Origin of the sequence: Nostoc sp. (genome assembly GCF_036919895.1) — a bacterium.
Classification (GTDB): domain Bacteria; phylum Cyanobacteriota; class Cyanobacteriia; order Cyanobacteriales; family Nostocaceae; genus Nostoc.
In genome coordinates, this window is the sequence record NZ_JBALBW010000037.1 from 26,920 (window position 1) to 50,124 (window position 23,205).

Sequence of the window (23,205 nt, forward strand, 5' to 3'; positions counted from 1 at the left end):
CAGGAGAACAACAAGCCCATGATCTTGGATAAACCTAATCAAGGCGCAACTTCCGAAGAATGTGCCGCTAGAGTAATGGAAACAGTTCCATTAATGATGCGGTTTATCCGAGCGGATATGCGTGCCCATAGTGCCGCCTTTTTATCTATACCTCAGTTGCGATCGCTAGCATTTATCAATCGCAATCCTGGTACTTCATTATCTGACCTCGCAGAGCATTTAGGTGTCACTTCTGCCACGGCATCAGCAACCGTAGAACGCTTAGTACAACGTGACTTCGTGAAACGTTGCTCTCATCCTCAAGAGCGGCGGCGCGTGCTGCTCAATTTAACTGAAGATGGAAAACACCATCTCAAGCAATCCCAAGATCAAACTCGCGCTCATATTACCAACCTGTTAAAAGGTTTGACAGAAGAGCAAATTTCTAACATTGAAGAAGGCTTAACTCTACTAAAAAATGTCTTCGAGCAAACGGAACTCAAATCCCCATAACTCTGAGGTTGCACAACACGATCCCTTTGCAGCTTTTAAGTTTCGAGACTATCGGCTATTTACCATTGGACGGCTGGTGCTGTCTGTGGGGTCGCAAATGCAAACTGTAGCTATCGGCTGGGAACTCTATGAACGGACTAACTCAGCGATCGTTCTAGGTGGTGTAGGACTGGCGCAAGTCTTGCCGATGATTGCTCTCACCTTGATTACCGGACATGTCGCCGATCGCCGCGAGCGCAAACTCATCATGTTACTGTCAATGATGCTGCTAGCTCTCTGTTCGCTGGCTTTGGCAGTGCTTTCCTATACTCAAGGGGCAATTTTCCTAATTTACGCCTCCTTGGTATTAACAGGTGTCGCTAGGGCATTTCTCAGACCTGCTAGTGATGCCTTGATGTGGCAATTGATACCTGTTAGCGCGTTTACCAATGCAGCCACCTGGAATAGTAGTAGCTTTCAGTTGGCTGCTGTGATTGGCCCAGCCTTCGGAGGATTTGGGATTGCGCTACTAGGGAATGCTACAGGAGTTTATGTATTAGCTGCGATCGCCGCGTTGCTGTGTTTTCTTTTAACAGTAGCGATTAAAGAGCAAAAAGCCGTCCGTACAACTGAGCCAATCTCATTTGAAGCACTTGCAGCTGGTGCTAAATTTGTTTGGCAGAATCAGTTGATTTTAGCAGCGATTACATTAGATATGTTTGCTGTATTGTTGGGTGGTGCGATCGCGTTGCTACCCATCTTTGCCAAAGATATTCTCCACGTGGGTCCCGTGGAATTGGGATACTTACAAGCAGCCCATTCCATCGGTGCTTTGACTATGGCCATTACCCTGGCGTATTTACCACCGTTACGCAAAGCAGGCCCGGCCTTATTGTGGTCAGTGGTTGGCTTTGGCGTTGTCACAATTATCTTTGGACTTTCTCGTTCATTTTGGCTGTCTATGTTAATGCTGACCCTTGGTGGCGCACTAGATAGTATTAGCGTTGTGATTCGCCATACATTAGTTCAAATTAGAACACCGGATCGTTTGCGTGGTCGGGTTGCTGCTATTAATAGCGTATTTATTAGTGCCTCGAATGAATTAGGAGGCTTTGAATCAGGCTTGACAGCAGCTTTATTTGGCCCAGTGATTTCCGTTGTCGGTGGTGGAATTGGCACAATTGTAGTGGTGATTGCTATAGCCATGATTTGGCCGGGAATTCGTAAGTTAGGAGCTTTGCAGGAATATAAAAATCCTGATTGATTTCTGCAAGCTGCACACTCATGACTTCCAGTCATGAGTTAGGCAAACCATATTTCTATTTAAGGAAATAGCTCACAGAGCGTTGAAGCAGGAATCGCGTGACATTTTGTCATGGGAGGTTCAATTATTACAATCTGTTAAAACTGTCAGTATAGAAGCATTAAATACTGCTTTATCCCTTCTTGTTAATACCAGAAGAGTTTAAACTAAGAAGAAAATCGGAAACAATTAAGTCGTAGGAATGGCTATGCTTCGCAAACAGGCAGTAAATATAGTTGCCTTCAGAGATAACTAGATAATTATTACCAATAGCGATCGCTACATATTGATAATGTTGTATCAAAACCTAATAAACAAGCTACAACAATTCATCCAAAAACAAAGCTTTTTGCATATAGGGATTTTTCTGGCAATTCTTTTGGAGATACTATTGTTCAATTCGGTAGCACTCTCGCAGCAACCAGTTACCCTCAATATGTTGATTACTGCCCCTGATGCCCAACCTTGGAAGCAGGGTTTGATTAGAGACTTTGAGGCTGAGAACCCAGGCATTCGCATTAACTTAGTTGAGGGGCCCAATGCCACAAATTTGCTCGAAGACCTGTACACCTCATCTTTTATCTTAGGTGAATCCCCTTATGACTTGGTGAATATGGATGTAATCTGGACACCCAAGTTTGCTGCTGCTGGATGGTTGCTACCCCTAGACGATCGCATTTCCAAGCAAGAGTTGGCAGTATTTTCACCCAAGGATGTAGAAGGCGGACGTTACCAGAACAAACTGTATCGCATTCCCGTGCGTTCCGACGTAGGAATGCTCTACTATCGCGAAGATTTAATCAAAGAAGCAGGATTGAAACCGCCAGAAACCTTTGAGGATTTGATCCGAATATCCCAAATTTTGCAGAAAAAAGACAAGGTGAATTGGGGCTATGTTTGGCAAGGACGGCAATATGAAGGACTTGTGGCAATGTTTGTGGAAGTCCTTAATGGTTTTGGTGGCTTCTGGGTTAATCCCCAAACGTTAGAGGTAGGGCTGGATAGACCAGAAACATTACAGGCTATTGAGTTTTTGCGTAGTACCATCAGTCTGGGCGTTTCTCCTCCTGGAGTCACAACCTACCAGGAAGAAGACACCCGGCGCTTGTTCCAAAGTGGTCAAGTAGCGTTTTTACGCAGCTGGCCTTATGCATGGCCTTTAGCCCAAGCAAAGAATTCGCCAATCAAAGGCAAAATTGCAATTAAACCGATGGTTCATGCTCCCGGTAAAACGGGTGCAGCTTGTTTAGGAGGCTGGGGTATAGGGATTGCTAAATCTTCTAAACATCCCGAAGAAGCTTGGAAAGCAATTCAGTACTTTACCAGTGAAAAGGCACAGCGCCGATTCATTTTGAGTGCAGGCTATGTGCCAAGTCGCCGAAATTTATTTACAGACCCAGAGATTGTTGCCAAATACCCTCACTATCCGCAGTTACTGGAGGTTGTGGACAATGCAGTTTTGCGATCGCCAGTAGCTCAATATGCCCAGACATCAGATATTTTGCAGCGTTATCTCAGCGCTGCGTTATCCAATCGGATAAATCCAGAACGAGCAATGCAAGCTGCTGCTAATGAAACGCGCCGATTGCTAGGGGCTAGGGACTAGGGATTGGGGACTGGGGACTGGGAACATGCGAGAATTACCAATGACAAATGACTAATGACAAATGACTAATCCGCATACACTCCGAAGTCGGGAACAACGGACTGCTTGGATCTTACTAACACCAGCATTATTACTGTTGTTGTTTGTATTTGCCTACCCGATTTTACGAGCATTCTGGTTAAGTGTATTTACTAGGAATTTGGGAACGGAACTACAACCCGTATTCTCTGGTTTGGACAATTATGTACGGATGGCAGGGGATGGTCGTTTCTGGCAAAGTTTATCGGCGACAGCCGTTTTCACAACAGCATCCGTCCTTTCAGAACTACTACTAGGACTCTTGATTGCTCTAGTTCTCAATCAGGCGTTTTTTGGAAGGGGCATAGTGCGGACAATTGCCATTCTACCTTGGGCTTTGCCTACCGCTCTGATTGGTCTGGCATGGGCTTGGATTTTTAACGACCAGTTTGGGGTTGTAAACGATATTTTACTGCGGTTAGGGCTGATTAAAACTGGAATTAACTGGTTAGGAGATCCAAATCTGGCGATGAGTGCAGCGATATTTGCTGATGTTTGGAAAACTACACCCTTTATCAGCATTCTGTTGTTGGCTGGTTTGCAGTCGATATCAGCAGACCTTTACGAAGCCTACTCTGTTGATGGGGCAAATCCCTGGCAAAGCTTCCGCAATATTACCTTGCCACTGCTGCTGCCACAAATCTTAATTGCAGTCCTATTTCGATTTGCTCAAGCTTTTGGGATTTTCGACTTGATTGCTGTGATGACTGGGGGTGGCCCTGGTGGTGCAACTGAAGTGGTGTCACTATATATCTATTCTACGGTAATGCGCTACTTAGATTTTGGTTATGGAGCAGCCTTAGTAGTCGTGACATTTCTAATATTAATTGCTGCGGTGGCGATCGCTAGTTTCTTACTTAATAAATCCCGTGCCAAAACGTCAGAAGCTATTTAACCTATGAGTTCAACTCCACAACCAACAGCAAAAACCAGGTTTTCTCTGAAAAAAATCTTGCTGCTAATAGCGGTTGCATTGGTAATGTTGTTCAGCCTAGCGCCAGCTTTATGGCAATTGCTGACCTCCTTTAAAGTTAACGAAGATATTGCCGCCGTTCCCACCGTCTATTTCCCCACGCGATTCACTTTTAGTCATTACATTGAGTTATTCACCCGTCGTCCATTTTGGCGCTACATCTTCAACAGCGCCTTTGTGTCGATTACTTCTACAGCTTTAGCTTTAGCGATCGGCGCACCTGCTGCTTATGCCCTAGCACGGTTACGCCCTTGGGGTGAACAAGCTATCCTCGCCAGCGTTCTGATGGTGACTTTATTTCCTGGAATTCTGTTGTTCTTGGGACTATTAGAAATTATCCAAGCCCTCAGATTGGGCAATAATTATTTAGCGCTGATTATACCATACACTGCCATCAATTTACCCCTGACAATTCTAGTACTCAGAAGCTTTTTCCAACAATTACCTAAAGACTTAGAAGATTCTGCTAGGGTCGATGGCTACAATACCTTTCAACTACTGTGGCAAATTGTGCTACCTATGACCCTTCCCGCCTTAGTGACTACTGGAATTCTCACCTTTATTTTTGCCTGGAATGAGTTTATCTTCGCTCTGACGTTTATGACCCGTGAAGAGATGAAAACGATTCCCGTTGCTGCTGCTCAATTGGGTGGTGCGACAGTATTTGAAATTCCCTACGGTGCGATCGCAGCTGCTACTGTTGTTGGGACATTACCCCTGGTTTTACTAGTTTTGTTTTTCCAGCGCCGGATTGTCCAAGGTCTGACTGCTGGTGCTGTAAAAGGATAAAAATCAAAATGGCTAAACTCGAACTCAAAAATTTGAATAAAACTTATACGTCCAAAGTTGTCCCTGTCAAAGACGTTAGCTTAACAGTAGATAACCATGAGTTTCTGACTTTACTTGGCCCTTCTGGCTGTGGCAAATCCACTGTTCTACGCATGATTGCAGGTCTTGAAGAACCTACTCGCGGTCAGATTACGATCAATGACGTGGATGTTACTTATAAACCAGCAGGCGATCGCAACATCGCAATGGTATTTCAAAGCTATGCGCTCTATCCCCACATGACAGTGTACGAAAACCTCGCTTCTGGACTCAAGCTCAGAAAAGTACCACCTGGAGAAATTAAACAGCGAGTCACAGAAGTAGGAGAAATTTTAGGATTAGAAGAGTTAATGAACCGCAAGCCTGGTCAAATGTCTGGAGGTCAACGACAGCGTGTTGCAGTCGGTCGCGCCTTAGTACGTAATGCTGATGTATATCTGCTAGATGAACCCTTAAGTAACTTGGATGCGCTGTTGCGAGAACGAGTCCGAGCCGACCTCAAGCAAATTTTTGCAGAGCAAAAAGTCCCTGTGGTCTATGTTACCCATGACCAAACAGAAGCGATGACACTTTCCACAAAAGTAGCTTTGCTCAACGATGGCTATGTCCAGCAACTCGACCCGCCCGAAGTTATCTATAACCATCCAGCTAATTTATTTGTGGCTGGATTTGTTGGTAGTCCTCAGATGAATTTGCTGACTTTATCTTGTAACGAAAGCTACGCGATACTAGGAAATTTCCAAGTACCTCTGCCAAATATACCAACTTTACCACCCCAGATTGTACTAGGTATCCGCCCAGAAAACGTTCGCATTGCTCAACCAGGCGATACCCAAACTATTCAAGGGCGAGTGCATCTAGTAGAAAACCTGGGTATGCATTATTTGGTCAGTGTCAAGGTTGAGGGTTCACAAACTGAAGCGATTATAGTACGTGCTTTGTTGCCAACAGACCAAACTTGGAGTACTGAGGATATTACACTGACATTGCCCCCTGAAGATATTCACTGGTTTGATGTTCAATCTGGCCATACTCTTGTCAGGAGGCAAATGTTAGGTGTGAGGGGCTAGTATTGCAAGGCGGAATTCAAAATTCAAAATTAATGCAGCGTGAGTATTTTGTTGATTTGGAATGGTCTGTTTATTTCCGCCGTGTTGTACTAGTAACCCTTTTTCAGTACTTTAGGCAATAGATAGGGTTATTGATACAGAGTTTTAAGATTGCGGTCAATATAGTTAGCTTGAACTACAATACATTTGTACTATTTAGTCGCGGCAACAATTATGACAGTTAAACCTATTCCATTCGGCTATCATACCGTTACACCATATCTTTTTGTCGAAGGGGCAGCAACCCTAATCGAGTTTCTCAAACAGGGATTTGCAGCCAAGGAAATTCGTCGTACCCTACACCCAGAAGGTAGCATCATGAATGCTGAAGTCAAAATTGGCGACTCAGTAATAATGGTGAGCGAAGCAAGATGTGAATTTAAGCCAACGCCAAGTTCCATTTACCTGTATGTTGAGAATACCGACACAACTTATGACAATGCTCTCAAAGCCGGTGCTACCTCAATGATGGAGCCAAATGATGAATTTTGGGGCGATCGCCATGCGGCTGTGAAAGATCCAAACGGAAATTATTGGTGGATTGCGACTCATCAAGAGGATGTTTCATTCGAAGAGATTGAACAACGAATTAAAGTCTTATTTGGCAGCAAAGAACAAGTGTAACTCGGCATCCCTTGTCAATACTGCTCGCAGTGCTGCATTTTAAACTGGGAATTTGGCTTAGGGAAAAGGTTAAAGGGCAAGGATTAAAGGTTTTGTCTTTCCTTTTCCCCTTAACCAAGCAGTATTGCATCTCTTGTAGGTAAGTATGACTTTACCCAAGAAAGTGGACATTCAAAGATGGCAAAGCGGCTGATATACCGTTGCGATGGACAGCAGTGCTGCAAAAACTCCAAGATAAATGGACGATTCAATCGCTGCATTTCTCCTCCAATCTGCTGAATAACCTGGTGTTAAATGCTGCTCAACAATTGGGGCAGATTCTCGCAATTGCAGCAGGGTTGGGCGGTTTCCTAGTGGGAGCAGTGACAATGCTATTATTACGTCGCAGGAATAAGCAAGGAACCGAAAGGATATAGCAAACAAAGTGAGAATAAGCACTTATCAGCCCAGTAAAAATACTATTTTTCATCGCCGTCTGAAAGCAACCATAGTAGTTTTATTGGTTTGGGCTAGCGTGAGTTTGCTGCACTGGCTACCAGAAACACAATGGTTGATGCTGGGATTAACGGCAATCCTGACTGTGCAAACATTAAGGATGCTGTTAGCAAAACCAGCTGCGGTGGTGATGGAGAGTGAGATTAATTTACCGCCAGTCTCGATTTTAGTTCCGGCTAAAAATGAAAGTTCAGTCTTGACCGATCTAGTTTACAGCTTATGCCAATTGAATTATCCCAGCGATCGCCTAGATATCTGGGTTGTTGATGATGGTAGTACCGATGAAACCCCGCAGATATTGAGGGAATTACAAACTCAATTTCCATCTTTACAAGTTCATCGACGGGAATCAAAAGGTGGTAAATCCGGGGCGTTGAATGCAGTGTTTCCCTTTACCGAAGGGGAGATTATTCTAGTCTGTGATGCGGATGCTCAATTACCCGCCAACTTTCTCCAGCAAACAGTACCTCTATTTCAGAAGCAAGCGATCGGTGCAGTGCAAGTGCAAAAAGCGATTTCTAATGCTAATACCAACTTCTTAACCCGTTGTCAGCAAATGGAAATGAACTGTGATAGCTTTTTGCAAACCCATCGCATTGCTATTGGTGGAATGTCTGAACTGCGCGGTAATGGAATGTTAGTTCGGCGGGAATTGTTAGAAAAGTGTCGAGGTTGGAATGAGAACACTGTCACCGATGATTTGGATCTTTGCTTCAAACTCTATTTAGCAGGTGCAGAAATTGAGTTTATTACAGTTCCATCAATTCAGGAAGAAGGTGTAACTACTTGGGAAAAACTTTGGAATCAACGCTGTCGTTGGGCTGAAGGTGGCTATCAGCGTTACTTAGATTATTTTCCTGAAATTCTTGGTTTAGGTTGGGCGAAAGAAATTGATTTACTATTATTCTTTCTATTACAATTTCTGCTGCCAATTGGACTAATCCCCGATTTACTTTGGGCAATATTTTATAGCCATCATCCAGTTCTATTTCCACTGCAAACACTACTCAGTATTATTCTCACAATTGCCTTTATTGCTGGACTTTACCAATTTCAAAATTTACGAGGATGGTCTTTAGTTTGGGCAACAATTCAAGGGTCATTATACATGGTGCATTGGATTCCTGTGATGATTGTAACCACTTTAAAAATGTGTGTGCAAAAGGAGCGATCGCGCTGGGTGAAAACTGAGCATCGGGGTGGAACGGCATAAAGAAAATGAAATATAGTGTTAAATTTATCGAATTGTCAGATAATTGGAGCAACTTGTAGGATTCTTTTAGTTGAGCAGAGGGGCTTAAATGTCTAAAGTAGAAGGCTTTAGGGTAAGAAATTATAGAGTTCTTCGCGATATCACCTTGGGAAAGTTATGGAACACACAGAATGCCAAGCCATTAACGTCAATGACAGCCGTAATTGGTAAGAATGGTGTGGGAAAAAGCACCATTTTCGACACTTTTGGCTTTCTTGCAGACTGTTTGAAAAATGGAGTAGAGGAAGCGTGCGATTCTCGTGGTCGTGGGGGCTTTGAGAGAATTTGTTCCCAAGGACAACAGGGAAGTATTGAGTTTGATATCTATTATAAAGAGGATCGTAATGCCCGACCAATTACTTATGAGTTGGCAATAGATATTGACTCCTCTGGAAGACCTTATGTAAAGAGGGAGAGACTCAGACAACGAAGAAAAGGACAAAGCAGGGGACAACCTTTTTCTTTTCTAATTCTTAATGAAGGTAGAGGAATCGCATGGAAAGGTGAACAAGAAGGCAAACAAGTTGAGGAAGAAGAAGGTGATTTTGATTTGTCAAAATTCATAGAAAAAATACAGAGAGGTGAAGCGGAAGAAGAGAGTAAAGAAACCGAAGTAGTTGAACTTGACGATAAGCGAAAACTGGGAATTGCAACTTTGGGTTCACTCAAACAACACCCAAGAATTTCTGTATTTCGTAGATTTATTGAGGGATGGTATTTAAGCTATTTTACTCCAGATGCTGCACGAAGCTTGCCTTTGGCTGGTCCACAAAAGCATCTGAATATTCATGGCGATAATCTGGGTAATGTAGTTCAGTTTATGGAGAGAGAACATCCTAAAAAGTTTCAATCCATACTTGAAAAGATATCTAGTAAAATTCCAGGTATAAATAAAATTAGCACCGAGAGAAGTCCAGATGGAAGACTCCTGCTGCGTTTCAACGACAAGGGTTTTCAAGACCCATTTTATGCTCAACAAATGTCAGACGGAACACTTAAGGTATTTGCTTATCTCCTCTTGTTAGAAGATCCCTCACCACCACCATTTTTGTGCATTGAAGAACCAGAAAATGGACTTTACCATAAACTTTTAGAAACCCTAGCGCGAGAATTTCGAGAACATGCTACAGGTCAGAAAGGTGGATCACAAATATTTGTAACAACACATCAGCCATATTTTGTAGATGCCCTTGAACCTGACGAGGTTTGGGTTTTGGAAAAGGGCGAGAATGGATTTGCTAAAATTAAGCGAGCTAGTGAAGATCCTCTGATCAATAACCTTGTTTCTGAAGGTTTACCCCTTGGCGGACTTTGGTACAGTGACTATTTGGATGCAAGTTGAGTATATGCACTTTGAGATACTCGTTGAGGATATTTCCGGCAAAATTGCTCTTGAGATTCTTGTCCCAAAAATTATTAACACCGAACAACACACATTTAATATCCATCCTTACAAAGGAATAGGGCGTATTCCTCTAGGTTTAAAATCTACTTCTGATGCCAACAAACGAATTTTGCTCGATCAATTGCCGCGACTTATTCAAGGCTACGGTAAAACATTTGCTAGTTATCCTCCTGATTATCACGCTGTCCTCATTGTCATTTGCGATCTTGATGACCGATGCCTGAGTGCTTTTCGCAAAGAACTACTTGAACTAGTAAATTCTTGTAATCCTAAGCCAAAGACACAATTTTGCATCGCTATTGAGGAAGGAGAAGCATGGTACTTAGGTGATTTAGCAGCAGTGAAGGCAGCTTATCCGAGTGCAAAACAAGTAGTTCTAAATTCATACACCAACGATGAGATTTGTGGCACATGGGAGAAGTTAGCCGACGCAGTATATCCCGGTGGTTGCCAAAAGTTGTCTAAACTTGCTTATCAGGTAATTGGTAAAGAGAAAGCAACTTGGGCTGAAAAGATATCTCCCATAATGGACATTGGCAATAATCAATCACCAAGTTTCTGCTATTTTCGAGATCAGCTTCGACGTTTAAGTGGGGAGTAAAGCAAACAAGGGCAACAAACAATTATGTTAGATTTGCTGATTCAAAACGGGTTAATTTTCGATGGCTTAGGCTCTCCACCTATGCGCGGAGATATCGGCATTCAAAATGGCCGCATTGTTACCATTGCACCCTCCTTAACTACCCCAGCGCGTGAAGTGGTTGATGCTTCTGGTTTATGGGTGACACCTGGATTTATAGATATTCATACTCATTACGATTTAGAGTTAGAAATTGCACCAGGATTGAGCGAATCAGTGCGTCATGGTGTTACTAGCGTGGTTATTGGTAACTGTAGCTTGTCTGTGGCGATCGCAGAACCCCAAATTTTGGCTGATATTTTTCAGAGGGTAGAGACACTTTCCCATCGGCTAATTGAAAAATGGTTGAAAAAGTCGGTTTCCTGGCAGACACCAGCAGAATATTTACAGCATTTGCAACAGTTACCCATTGGCCCGAATGTTGCCCCAATGTTTGGACACAGTGCCTTACGCGCTCATGTGATGGGGTTAGAACGCAGTTTAACCGTTCAACCGACAAAATTTGAACTAAATCTTATGCAGCGCATAGCCAGAGATGCTTTAGACGCTGGTTTTATTGGCATTTCTATCGATATGTTTCCCTGGCATCGGATGAGTGGAGAATGGCAAGGCTGCACAATTCCGTCTCAACACGCCAAATTTAAAGAATATGCGATGTTAGCGGATTTGTGCCGGCGCTGCGATCGCGTTTTTCAAGTCACACCCAATTTACAAAGACTTACTTCCTTTGTGGAAATTCTGCGGATGGGTTCAGGGATTGGACAAAAACCACTGCGGCTAACAGTCCTCTCAGCCTTAGATGCCGTACACGATCGCAAACTATGGCGAATATTTTCCCCCCTACTTTTTATTTGGAATCGGCTGCTAAATGGGAATGTGCGCTTTCAAACCCTAACCGAACCCTTCACCATTTACTCTGATGGATCTGTGACTCCCTTATTTGAAGAATTTTCCACAGGCGCACAACTCAATGGTTGTAAGTCACGAGAAGAAAGACAACAACTATGGGCATCGGAAATTTTTCGTCGTCAGTTTCGCCAAGAATGGCTCAATAAAAGGCGTAAATCATTCCATCGTCAGTTAGATTTGATGGAAGTTATTGATTGTCCCGAAGTAAGTTGGCAAGGGTTAAGTTTTGCCCAAATTGCTCGTCAAAAGCAACAAGAACCAGTAGATTTATTTATCCACGCATTACAAAAATACGATACAGATTTACGCTGGGTGGCTACAGGAGCGAACGATCGCTTAAAACCCCGTTTAGCAATGATGAAGCATCCCCATATTTTGCCTGGTTTTACCGATGCTGGCGCTCACGTGCGTAACCTGGGCTACTATGATGGCGCATTATCTTTGCTTAAACAAGCAGTTGCAACGAAATTCCTTTCACCGGAAGTTGCAATTTGCCGCGTTACCGGAGAACCTGCTGGTTGGTTTCGTCTGGATACGGGAGTTCTGAAAGTTGGTGCGAAAGCGGATATAGTTTTACTCGATCCCAATGGTTTAAATCAGCCAATTAGCCCGCAGGTGCAGATATCAGATCCAGTTTTAGATGGTGAACCTCGGATGGTTAAGCGTGGTTCGGATGAGATTGTGCAAGCGGTTTATATTAATGGGGTTCGGGTTGTTTGTAGGGGTGAGGTGAGCGATCGCTTGGGGCGGGAAAAGTTGGGAACGGTTTTATCACCATTTACTTAAAGATTATGGGCAAACTACATTGATGTTGTATTGGTCATAGCTTCTAAATTTATGTCAGATTACTTATTTTCCCAATTTAAAGCCAACGAATTTGAAGCCTTACATAAGGAGTTATCTAAAGTTCTGAATATTTCACACGGTCATTTAGAAGCTCTCTATGAAGTGATGCTGCAAGAATTTGAATTAGAGGGCTATCCCGAACATATTCTTCCCAGAAATATTTTTCACTCTCACGATGAAAGTTTTCAGCAATGCTACGAAGAAGCTTTAGTTATTGGAGTAGATATTCCAAGTGTCCTTGAAAAGAGCAATAATATTTCAAATAAGAAAACAGTTGTTATCGTCGGACAAGATCCTTTAAGAAAAAGTGAGAAAAAAGTAGAGGAAAAAGTAGAGAAAATTAGTATTGGAACACCCTACGCTCTGCATTTGAAAAATTGTCGTGAGGATTTGCCTAATACAAGACTATATTTTGATTTGATAAAAGTCTTACTAGATGCAGGATACCGAGTCTACCTCACAGACATTTTCAAGGTATGGGTAAGTGAGGCTAATTGCGATCGCGGTATTCATCTGAACAAGCAAGATTGTACTCGCTTCATTCAAGTTCTGAAGGCAGAGTTAGAAATTTTTGAACCAGTTGCGATCGTTACCTGGGGAAAAAAAGCAAGTGACGGCATTAAAAATATAAAATTAGAAGTCAAACACCTTGAGTTTCCTCATCCTAGTGGTGCAGCAAATGGTACTTGGGGTAGACTAATGGGTAAATCACCAACACGAGAAAACCGGATTAATTACTGGCAGGAAAAAGTTTTTGCCTACTTATCAGGGTTGTAGACTAGAGTAGTTGCCAGTGCGATCGCTATTCTTATACGCTACGTTAACAAAAAATAACGCACTATTTTGATGAAAGTAATACTTACGAAGGGTGGAGCGATCGCTTTATTCAGCACAGGGATTACTTTGCTATATTAAATTGTGCCTCATCAATCATCACTCCTAAATGAGTTGTAAAATTTAAACAGCTAAAAATTCTCCATTCTTATGAGTGAAAAACTCCAGACTGAAAAAGACAAGCTACAGACAAGCACTAGTATCAAGACAAATGAAGAAATAGAAAACGAAAAAGTTCTATGTCCTCATTGTCAGCGCACTGCTACGAACGGTATTAAATGTAAAGGTATTTGTGTAGCTGACAATGACTATTAAGGTATAAATTAATTCTATTGATTTTTCACACACTATCTATTTTATGAGTAATATCAATTCTAATCCTCCACAAAGATTGAGATATAAAATTAACAATCAAATTCTGAAGCGCCCTTTTACTGACTATTGGGATATTTTTGTTCTTAAACATCAGCATCCAATTAATATTACTTTACATATTTTGGGAATATTATTTTTTTATACTTTGCTATTTTGTGCTTGGAAGTTGCACAACTTTTCGTTACTTTTGTGCTTACCGTTAACTCAATTGTTGGGATTAACTGGACATTTTTTATTTGAGCGTAGCCATATTGATTTACAAGATGCTGTTTTTTCTTGGCGGGCTTCTTACTGTTTGGGTAAAATGTTAATCAGGATTTTAATGGGAAAATATCGAGACGATATTCGCCAACAGCAAAAGATATTACATAATTATCTATCAATATGAATCATCTGCCCGTAATAACCAAAAGCCGCTATAAGTCATCCCGGAATCATCTGGCTGTACTAACAAAAAGTGCAATCCTCGACTTTGCTGTTTTCGCTGTTGATATGTTTGGGCTGCTGTTGTAACTTCTATATCTTCAAAAGTGGCAACAATCCACCTATCTACCAAGCCAGCCTCTAATATTAAGCCGTCTGGTGCGCCAGAAATATAGTTTAACGCTACAGGGCGGGCTTGCTGTAACCACCGGGCTAGGCGCATCGATTGCCGTCCACCATAAATTACCACACCAGGGACGGGCACTGTTGACGCTAAACCCAAATTGATGGGTTTGAGATGTTCTGGGATGTGCAAAATGGGAATGGGGCGATCGCTAAATCTCGTTTCTACATCACTAGCAGCTAGAGTCGCAAAACGCCATTGTTCTCCCCAGAGGTTCTCTGGTAATGGTGCTGGAGGTGGTTTATCCAGTGTTGAGGGATATTGCTTTTCTTGTAACCACTGCTTCAGTGCCAAAGTGTGGCGGGTAGGTTCGACATTTATGCTTAAATTGCGTCCAGCCGCCTCAATTAAGCTTAGAGACTGGGGACGAAATACCTGAATCACATTTGGCAATTTTTCACCAGCAGCTAACTCAAGTTGAGCAGCAACCCAACTCGAATTCGCTGCTGACTGGAGACAGGTAGCTTCGTACTCAAAGCTGCGAGTTGCGTCACAAATCAACAACTCCCATAAAATTTGTCCCGATTCATCTTGTGAGGGACGACGATAAAAATCAACCTGCCAAATTTTCATAAATGGGGAATGGGGACTTGGGTAGAAGAGGCAGGGAGCAGGGAGCAAGGGGGAATTAATATAAGTCTAATGCTTAATGCCCTATGCCCTATGCCCAATTTATAAAGCCTGAATCCATTCTTTGACAGAATATTCAGTCCAGATGCCATTTTTCCAGTAGGGGTCATTTTCAATCAACTGGCGCACAGTGGCTTCGTCTTCGGCTTCGTAAATCCCAAAAATTTTTGTGATATCCTTGGTGGGGCCGATGGTAATCAGCACACCAGATTCTTTCTGTTTTGCTAATCCGTCTAAATGAGCTTGACGGTGGGGGGCGCGTTTTTCGAGAACGTCTTCGCAGTAAGTTCCCCAGAGTACATATTTAGGCATAACTTTACTAATTTTAGATTTTGGATTTTGGAGCCAGTAAGGTTTAAGAGTGAGGAATTATTAACTCCTAACTCTTAACAAATAACCAATGACAAATGACTAACTTCTGAGATTTACACCGAATTTTTCCACCAAGGCTTCGCGGACTTTATTGTGTACTGGTTCAACTTCAGCCTCAGTAAGAGTGCGATCGCTAGCCCGATAAACTAGACGGAATGCTAGACTCCTCTGCCCTTCGGGGACATTCTCGCCGCGATATTCATCAAATAATTCCACCGATTCGAGCAAATCTTTGCTCGCTTTGGTAATTACTTTTTGAATTTCGCTAACTGAGATTTTCACGGGTGCGAAAAAGGCGATATCGCGATCGCTAGCTGGGTAGGTAGAATAAGGATGAAATGCTGGAACGAGAATTTCATCTTGTCCTACAGATTCTAAAAGCACATCTAGATCCAACTGGAAAACATAAACGGAATCTGGTAAACCTTTTTCTCGTCGCAATTGGGGATGAAGTTGCCCAAAAATACCCAGTCTGTTACCCCGAATCCACAAAGAAGCGGTGCGTCCTGGATGTAAGCGATCGTCGCGGCGATCGGGTTGGAATTCTACTTCCAAGGCAAGTTGCCGAAATACACTTTCTAAAATGCCTTTAGCTTCAAACCAGGTGATGGGTTCTTCACGTCCACTTGTTGACCATTTACCAACGGTGCGATCGCCTCCTATAATCCCCGCCAGGGCTTCTGTTTCTTGGAAACCGTCTTCTTCTCGCCAGAAAATTTGTCCGATTTCAAAGCCGTTCAGCGCCCCATTACCCTGCTCTAAGTTGTATTGAAAGGCATCTACCAACCCGGCTATCAAATCATTTCGCAGCGCTGAATATTCGGCAAATAATGGGTTTGACAGGACTATCTGTCTCTCTTCGCCTGGTTTTACTAAAGAATAGTGGATTAATTCTGTCAATCCTTCAGCCCGGAGGAAAGCCCGTAACTTACGAATCAGTTCCTCGTCTAAAGGCAGATAACCACCTTCGGATTTTTCTGGTAAAGTATCACAGAATCGGTTGTAACCATAGAGACGGGCGATTTCTTCAATTAAATCAATTTCTCGCTCTAAGTCGCGGTAACGATAGGGTGGGACGGAAACTGACCATGTAGGTTGATGGCTGCTATCTTCTTCTGAAGGAGTCAATTGACATCCTAATGCAGTCAAGATGCGCTCAACATCTTGTTCTTGGAGTTCACCTGTATCCTCTCCCAAATCGATTGGCCCCAATATCTGATTAACTCGGTCTAAACGCAGTGCGATCGAACGACTCCAGGTAGAAGGATCGGGGCGAGTGTCGGCAATTTCCTGCTGGACAAGAATTCCACTAGCCAATTCGCTAATTAAGGATAAGGCGCGGCGATTAGCGATTTCCAACTCAGCGCGGTTAACTCCCCGTTCATATCTCCCAGAAGCTTCACTTCTTAACCCAACACTGCGGGAAGAACGGCGAATTGCCACGGAATCAAATAAAGCTGCTTCTAAAACTAGGCTTTGAGTCCCTTCATGAACTTCCGTTTCTTCTCCACCCATGACTCCCGCTAGTGCAACGGGTTTGTCGTTAGCGGTAATTAACAAATTTTGGGTTGCTAGGTTGCGAGTTTGTCCATCTAGGGTTTTGAGAGATTCTCCATTATTGACGAAGCGAACACCGATGGTTAAATTTTCACTACTTGCAACTGATTTTAGGCGATCGCGGTCAAAGGCGTGTAATGGTTGTCCCCATTCCAACAAAACGTAGTTAGTAATGTCCACCACATTACTTATAGGACGTACCCCAGCCGCCCGTAAACGCTGTTGCAACCATTCGGGAGATGGAGCAATTTTGACCTGTTCAATTACCGTACCGATGTATGCAGGACAAGCTTGGGTATCAGCAATTTTTAAAGTGAAATTTCCTGTACTTTTGGAAATAGAAACTTCACCAGGTTCAGGAATGCTCAACTTTCCACCAGTTAAAGCTGCTACTTCCCTGGCTACGCCTACCATACTCAGAGCATCAGCGCGATTGGCAGTTGCAGTCAAGTCTAAAATTACATCATCTAAACCCAACAACGGACGCACATCACTACCCAATGGTAAATTTTCCTGAGTAAAAATATGAATTCCGTCTACATCGGTGGGCAAACCCAGTTCCTTTAAAGAACAAATCATGCCCTGAGATGGGACACCACGCAATTTTGCAGGTTTAATTTTTAAATCGATATTGGGTAAGTAAGTACCCGTAGTTGCTACCGGCACATACATATCTGCCTTCACATTGGCAGCACCACAGACAATATTTAAAGTCTCACCTGCACCGATATCGACTTGGCAAACACTTAATTTATCGGCGTTAGGATGGGGTTGACGCTCAAGCACTTTCCCTACAACCACGCCATTTGCCCAAGTGCGGCGATCTTCAATATCTTCAACCTCAAACCCTGCCATTGTCAGGGTTTCGGCTAATTCTTCTGGACTAAGTTTTATCTCTACTAGTTCGCGCAGCCAATTTAGAGAAATACGCATGGAGTCTGCTTGTTTTAGGAATCGTCTTTTGTTCTTATTTTAGGGTGTCTACTAGCGATCGATGGCTACTCATCCCGCTAGGCGTACCCTTTCACTTGAACAATCCTACTACGTTAGACTGGCAGAACTATATCTCATGCTAATCTTTTCTTGGCATCTTGGCTGATCTCAGAGGATGTTTAAAAAGTCAAAATGTCTACTCGAAACCTCCAACAGGCAAGTTAAAAGTTAAGCTACGTAAAAATTATGTAGCTTCAGAGCGCAGTAGGATTATGGCTTACCGTAGTCGGACTTTGGGGGCATTGTTTGGACAAAAAAGTATTAGTTTGTTGATGTTGGGCTACCGGAATGCTAATTTTTTTCTTTCGGCTAAAGATAATTCAGCAAAGGCTGAATTTACAGAGTTGGGGATGAATTGGTTAGTGCAGCAATTTGTGGAGCGTACTACTGTTGGCTGTCTGCATATTATTTACGTATACCAAAAGCTTTAGTGGAAGCCAACTTGGGCAACTTGTGATTTACTGATTAGTGGAGAAACGATTTAATCAAATCGCTAGCTATTATTTATATGATAAATTATCTAAAATCTCTAATTTCAAATAAACATAACTTAATCTTTTTATTACCACTAATAATATATGGAATATGGATATTGATTATATGTTTATACGGTGTAAACATTCCGATCCTAGATCAATGGAAAATACCAGGTGAACAAATAGAAGCTTTTTTCAACAATCAATTATCTTTTACAATACTTTATAAACAACATAATGAAAGTAGGAAATTAATTCCAAATTTAATATTTATTATTATTGCAGGTATTCTAAAAGAATGGAATGTAAAAATAGAAATGCTTGTTGGATTACATTTTGGCTTTTTCATGTCAGTCCTAATTTATTTATTGTTGTTATTAACAAATAAAAGTTTTTATAAAAATGTATTTCTTCTAATAATTTATGATTTATTATTATTCTCGCCAGCTTCTTTTAGTAGATGGTTACGGGGTATAACTATACATAGACTTATCCCTGATGCTTGTTTGATAGTAATTGCATTAATTTTTCGATTAAATATAAATCAAAATTTAAAGGTATGTCTATATTCATTTTTCTGTGCGGTATCGCAGTACTCTTTTTCTGGAGGAATTGTTGTATGGGCTATTTCACTGATGTTTATTATTGTTGACAATAAAGTTGTCTTGAATAAAAAATTAAAATTCATAGGTCTATTTCTCTTATTATTTACCATATCAAATATTTTCTATTTTAAAAACTATGTTAGTCCACCCAATCATACAAAACCAAGTGAAATACTTAAATATTCTTGGCAAGATATCGGAGCTTATTTCTTGGCATTTTTGGGCAATATTTTCGGAGAAGTTTATGAATTAGATGTATTTATAGGATTATTTTTGTTTCTTTTTTTCACGTTGCTACTCATCTTAAACTTAAAATTTATTAAAGAGGAAATTATAGTATGGTTCATTATTGGATTTTACACAATTGCACTAGGGATAGTAAACACCATTACTAGATTGCCAATGTCTACACCTGAAAATAGCAATGCATTAAGAGTAGATTATATTATTCACTTAGCTTATTTACCATTATCAATAATGGTAATTACCTTATATTTACTAGAATATAATAGCCAGAATTTTAAAAGTTTAAGCTTTTATTTTTTAGGTATAATAACTGCATTTTATATTAATAAGAATCAACCTACAAAAATACTACATGGATTACAAGAGTGGCAGTATCACTATAACTATGGCAAAAGTTGTATTCAATTAGTCAATTTTTATAAAAAGGATGATTGTATTATGGTGCTATCTTCCTCTGTGGGGCCTAAATATTCTTGGAGGTTAGATTTAATAATTACAAGATTTAAAAATCTGAGTCAATTGAATGTCTTACGCCCTGGAATAGTTAAAGATATAAAGATATATCATCAGGGTGAATGGGGTTATATTGATTCCATACAAGCAGACGAAAATGGTTTTTTTAAAATTAGTGGATGGGCTAAACTACCAACCAGAGTTGCAGATGCTGTAATATTAGCTTACCCAAATGAATCTAATGGTTTAGTAGTGGTTGATATCCTCTCTATAGGACAGATGAGACAAGATATATCAAGACTTTATGGTTTAAAATATCTAAATTCAGGTTGGTTAGGCAATGTAGATTTAAAAAAAAAATTTACTAGTTTTCAGAAATCTTCTATTCAAGCGTATGCATTTGATGCAAAACAAAACATTTTTTACCCTTTAAAAAGTTAATAATATTGAGGAGCCAAGCCAAATAAGGTTGTAGTTAGTAGAGGTGAACAATTCGAGGCTGAGTTAAGGAAAAGACTGGCATTATGAATAAAACCCTTTATTTAAATTTTCGTCAATTTATAGATTAGTATCTATCTGCAAAGTCTTCCTTCACTAGCTCGAAATCGTCAGATTATGTGGTTGATTTAAGTCAAGTGCATGAAGACTGTTTTCAGTAATTCGGCGCGAGTAAACGGTTTTGTTAAATATCCAGATGCCCCGACTAATTTCGCTTTTACTTTGTCTACAATTCCTTTACTCCCTGTAACAAAGATTATCGGAGTCTGTTGAAATATTGAATTATTTCGTATAATTCGGCACAGTTCATAACCATCGATTCCCAGCATGTTTAAATCCAACAAAATTAAGTCTGGTTTATGTCTTATAATTGACAGAACGGCTTTTACTGGATCGTTAATAGTCACTACGGAAAAATTTTCATTTTCTAAGAAGCGGCTAATTTCTTTAAGAATTGTGGGGCTATCATCAACAGAAACAATTTTGTGGACTTTTTGTGCCGTTACAGTAGCAGCCGCTACTCCTAGAGAAGCAGGATTTATGTTATTTGATATTGTTGGTTCCTGAAAGTTTTCTTGGAGAGGAGGAGAAATCTGTGGTAATTGTTGAACAGGAGCTATATTCTCTTCAGAAATATCGGGGTAAGAGTTGACGTTGTTACTTAGCTCTTTTGTGGTGTGAACTATCTCCGTAACTAATTTTGAGAAAAGCGTAGGCGTAGTCTGTTGTAGACATTGCTCTTCAAATATCTTTGGTAATTTATCAAAAGGTGGATCGGGTTCATGCAAAATAATCGCACCCTTGAGGATGTAAGGGTATAAATTGCGAGCCAGTTGGATTTCATCTTGATTCAAAATTGTCGCCAGATGACACAGGCTGAAACCCTTCATCCAATTAATTAAATCTGGCTGAAGTTTTGGTAAGTCTTTTTCCTCAATTTTGCTATTAATCAACAGATATGGACGTTGATATGGAGAAGAAATTTGTGGAACAAAAGCCTGCCAATTCTGTAATCTGACTTGGCAACGGTCTAGAATTTTTTCGACATCTAGCCGACAAATTCTTGGCATTCTATCAATTGGTTCTGTCAATTCATAAGTACCTTCTTTAATGAGTAGAAATGATTCAATCACCTCTTTCACTAATTCTTGAATCAGCACTGCTGCTTGGGTAGAATGTAGATGTTGTTGACTAACAAGCCAAGATATCGCCTGATATTCAGGAGGGTGGCTTCTGGAATTGCTGTCATCTTCGATTAGCTGAGTGTGGGAATCTGGTTCAAACATCAGACGGACTTGAACACGAACCTCGTTAGTAAGCATTGGAATTTGGTGACTGAGGCGGCGCAAATGGCGTTCTAGTCGATCAAACGGTTCTACTGAATGGGTAGCGTAAGTTATTTTGCCCTGTTCTAAGTAAATCGACCAAGATACTGAGTTACTTAATGCTTGCAAATAAGTACTATCAGAGCAATTGGATAACTGTCTTAACAAACTTAAAGGACGTAGTTTGGTGAATGCACCTGAGTTATTCATATTTTTCAAGTTTTTTTGCGGAATCAACAGCCGAACATTTGAAGATTGAAAATATCAACTATGAAGTATTCTCTTCTTTGTAATATTTCTCTACGTAGAAATTATTTCTTTTAAAACGTGTATATATACTAAAATTTATAAGCTTTGTAAACTATTTGTGACATTTAACACATTTTACTTAATCTATCTCAAAAAACAAGTCCGTGGGTGGGTATGAATAAAGGTAAACAATTATCATAGCTAGACTATCAGAAGATATTGGTTAATTCTAGATTTTACTCACTACCGACAACTCTTAACTGAAGACTTTAATAACGACGTTTATTGATGTCTCTTCATCTTAAGAGGCAAATTTTATTCCAAGTTCCCGCAGTTCCACTGGTATACTTCTAGAGCTAACGATTCTAAATTATGGTTAATAATTTTTCTATAAAGGAACATTCTTCCTACATAAAATCTTTAAAAACTTATCTAGGAAAGTTTACGTATTTATTGTACTGTAGGTTTAATGGATATAAATTTTTGGTAGATACATCACAACAGGTAACGCTGGGTTTTGATAAACTCTTTTTTGCTAAACTAAGCTGTACTCAAGTTCTTCTTAAAATATATAGAGAACTTCATGAAAATAATTTGTTTAATAAAGATTAGAGCATCTACCACTAGATACTATATTCTGTAGTCGCCGAAGCGACTGGAATTACATACTCTGAGAAAAGGGAAATAAGGCTTTGGACTTCAACATAACACAAAAAGTTATGCACGATACATTAAGACTTGATGAAGTAGTAGAATTTGCTGAGAACCCAGAACCACGTTGTCCTTGTGTACTCTTACTAGACACATCTGGCTCGATGCAGGGAGATCCGATTGAGGCTTTAAATCAAGGTTTACTCAGTTTAAAGGATGAATTGGTCAAAAATTCCTTAGCCGCCAGACGAGTGGAAGTGGCGATAGTCACTTTTGATAGTAATGTCAATGTCTTACAAGACTTTGTGACTGCCGATCAATTCAACCCGCCCATTTTGACAGCCCAGGGTTTAACTACAATGGGTGCAGGAATTCATAAAGCTTTGGACATAATTCAAGAGCGAAAATCTCAGTATCGTACCAATGGAATTGCTTACTATCGTCCTTGGGTATTCATGATTACCGATGGAGAACCGCAAGGCGAGTTAGAGAATGTAGTAGAGCAAGCATCCCAGCGCTTACAGGGAGATGAAGCTAATAAGCGAGTAGCATTTTTTACAGTTGGTGTAGAGAATGCTAATATGACGCGTTTAAATCAAATAACTGTGCGTACACCACTGAAACTGAAAGGATTAAACTTTATCGAAATGTTTGTCTGGCTATCAACTAGTATGTCAGCTGTTTCTCATTCGCAAATGGACGAACAGGTAGCACTACCGCCTATTGGTTGGGGGACTGTTTAATTAAAAATCGCAGCTTGATGTTGACACAGCTAGCTGTTGGGAAAAAAATCTT

General features: G+C 40.8%; 21 protein-coding genes. 17 read left to right on the forward strand and 4 right to left on the reverse strand.

What is annotated here, in order from left to right; genetic code table 11:
• Positions 1–18: 18 nt before the first annotated feature.
• The 14 genes from V7K55_RS06710 to V7K55_RS06775 all read left to right on the forward strand — a co-directional run bounded on the left by V7K55_RS06710 (position 19) and on the right by V7K55_RS06775 (position 14,136).
• Positions 19–492 (forward strand): MarR family winged helix-turn-helix transcriptional regulator, encoded by a 474-nt coding sequence (locus V7K55_RS06710; protein WP_334829439.1) that lies wholly within the window; start codon positions 19–21, stop codon positions 490–492.
• Entirely contained in the window at positions 458–1,735 is a 1,278-nt protein-coding gene (locus V7K55_RS06715; protein WP_334829441.1) for an MFS transporter, read from the forward strand. Before V7K55_RS06710 ends, V7K55_RS06715 begins: the two co-directional genes overlap by 35 nt.
• A gap of 331 nt (positions 1,736–2,066) precedes the next feature.
• On the forward strand, positions 2,067–3,380 hold the full coding sequence (locus V7K55_RS06720; RefSeq protein WP_334829443.1) for an ABC transporter substrate-binding protein: 1,314 nt from the start codon (positions 2,067–2,069) through the stop codon (positions 3,378–3,380).
• A gap of 61 nt (positions 3,381–3,441) precedes the next feature.
• A complete protein-coding gene (locus tag V7K55_RS06725) occupies positions 3,442–4,353 on the forward strand; it encodes a carbohydrate ABC transporter permease (protein ID WP_334829445.1) in 912 nt (303 codons plus the stop codon).
• 3 nt (positions 4,354–4,356) lie between these two features.
• The gene (locus V7K55_RS06730) at positions 4,357–5,220 is read left to right on the forward strand and encodes a carbohydrate ABC transporter permease (RefSeq protein ID WP_334829447.1); all 864 of its coding nucleotides are present in this window, start codon (positions 4,357–4,359) and stop codon (positions 5,218–5,220) included.
• Between the two features lie 8 nt (positions 5,221–5,228).
• Positions 5,229–6,329 (forward strand): ABC transporter ATP-binding protein, encoded by a 1,101-nt coding sequence (locus tag V7K55_RS06735; protein ID WP_334829449.1) that lies wholly within the window; start codon positions 5,229–5,231, stop codon positions 6,327–6,329.
• Positions 6,330–6,542: 213 nt separating this feature from the next.
• The gene (locus tag V7K55_RS06740; RefSeq protein WP_334829451.1) at positions 6,543–6,992 is read left to right on the forward strand and encodes a VOC family protein; all 450 of its coding nucleotides are present in this window, start codon (positions 6,543–6,545) and stop codon (positions 6,990–6,992) included.
• A 200-nt stretch (positions 6,993–7,192) separates the two neighbouring features.
• On the forward strand, positions 7,193–7,408 hold the full coding sequence (locus V7K55_RS06745; protein ID WP_334829453.1) for a hypothetical protein: 216 nt from the start codon (positions 7,193–7,195) through the stop codon (positions 7,406–7,408).
• 8 nt (positions 7,409–7,416) lie between these two features.
• On the forward strand, positions 7,417–8,700 hold the full coding sequence (locus tag V7K55_RS06750) for a glycosyltransferase (protein WP_334829455.1): 1,284 nt from the start codon (positions 7,417–7,419) through the stop codon (positions 8,698–8,700).
• 88 nt (positions 8,701–8,788) lie between these two features.
• Entirely contained in the window at positions 8,789–10,081 is a 1,293-nt protein-coding gene (locus tag V7K55_RS06755) for an AAA family ATPase (RefSeq protein ID WP_334829457.1), read from the forward strand.
• Positions 10,059–10,745, forward strand: a complete 687-nt coding sequence (locus tag V7K55_RS06760; protein ID WP_334829459.1) for a hypothetical protein — start codon at positions 10,059–10,061, stop codon at positions 10,743–10,745. The genes V7K55_RS06755 and V7K55_RS06760 overlap by 23 nt, the downstream gene beginning before the upstream one ends.
• A 24-nt stretch (positions 10,746–10,769) precedes the next feature.
• Complete coding sequence (locus V7K55_RS06765; RefSeq protein WP_334829461.1) at positions 10,770–12,479, forward strand: N-acyl-D-amino-acid deacylase family protein; 1,710 nt, start codon at positions 10,770–10,772, stop codon at positions 12,477–12,479.
• Between the two features lie 51 nt (positions 12,480–12,530).
• Positions 12,531–13,316 (forward strand): uracil-DNA glycosylase family protein, encoded by a 786-nt coding sequence (locus tag V7K55_RS06770; RefSeq protein ID WP_334829463.1) that lies wholly within the window; start codon positions 12,531–12,533, stop codon positions 13,314–13,316.
• A 415-nt stretch (positions 13,317–13,731) separates the two neighbouring features.
• Complete coding sequence (locus V7K55_RS06775; protein WP_334829465.1) at positions 13,732–14,136, forward strand: Mpo1-like protein; 405 nt, start codon at positions 13,732–13,734, stop codon at positions 14,134–14,136.
• Here V7K55_RS06775 and V7K55_RS06780 read toward each other — a convergent pair.
• From V7K55_RS06780 to pheT, 3 genes are all read right to left on the reverse strand, one after another.
• Complete coding sequence (locus V7K55_RS06780; protein ID WP_334829467.1) at positions 14,128–14,928, reverse strand: Tab2/Atab2 family RNA-binding protein; 801 nt, start codon at positions 14,926–14,928, stop codon at positions 14,128–14,130. The two genes, V7K55_RS06775 and V7K55_RS06780, sit on opposite strands and share 9 nt — an antisense overlap.
• Positions 14,929–15,027: 99 nt before the next feature.
• Complete coding sequence (locus tag V7K55_RS06785; RefSeq protein ID WP_334829469.1) at positions 15,028–15,297, reverse strand: YciI family protein; 270 nt, start codon at positions 15,295–15,297, stop codon at positions 15,028–15,030.
• 99 nt (positions 15,298–15,396) lie between these two features.
• Entirely contained in the window at positions 15,397–17,847 is a 2,451-nt protein-coding gene (gene pheT / locus V7K55_RS06790) for a phenylalanine--tRNA ligase subunit beta (protein WP_334829471.1), read from the reverse strand.
• 272 nt (positions 17,848–18,119) lie between these two features.
• Between pheT and V7K55_RS06795 the strand changes: the two genes are divergently transcribed.
• A complete protein-coding gene (locus tag V7K55_RS06795; RefSeq protein WP_334829473.1) occupies positions 18,120–18,338 on the forward strand; it encodes a hypothetical protein in 219 nt (72 codons plus the stop codon).
• Between the two features lie 77 nt (positions 18,339–18,415).
• A complete protein-coding gene (locus V7K55_RS06800; protein ID WP_334829475.1) occupies positions 18,416–20,128 on the forward strand; it encodes a hypothetical protein in 1,713 nt (570 codons plus the stop codon).
• Positions 20,129–20,313: 185 nt separating this feature from the next.
• Here V7K55_RS06800 and V7K55_RS06805 read toward each other — a convergent pair whose 3' ends face one another.
• The gene (locus V7K55_RS06805) at positions 20,314–21,720 is read right to left on the reverse strand and encodes a response regulator (RefSeq protein WP_334829477.1); all 1,407 of its coding nucleotides are present in this window, start codon (positions 21,718–21,720) and stop codon (positions 20,314–20,316) included.
• A 758-nt stretch (positions 21,721–22,478) separates the two neighbouring features.
• On the opposite strand from V7K55_RS06805, the gene V7K55_RS06810 reads away from it, so the two are divergent.
• Positions 22,479–23,153 (forward strand): vWA domain-containing protein, encoded by a 675-nt coding sequence (locus V7K55_RS06810; RefSeq protein WP_334829479.1) that lies wholly within the window; start codon positions 22,479–22,481, stop codon positions 23,151–23,153.
• Positions 23,154–23,205 lie beyond the last annotated feature (52 nt).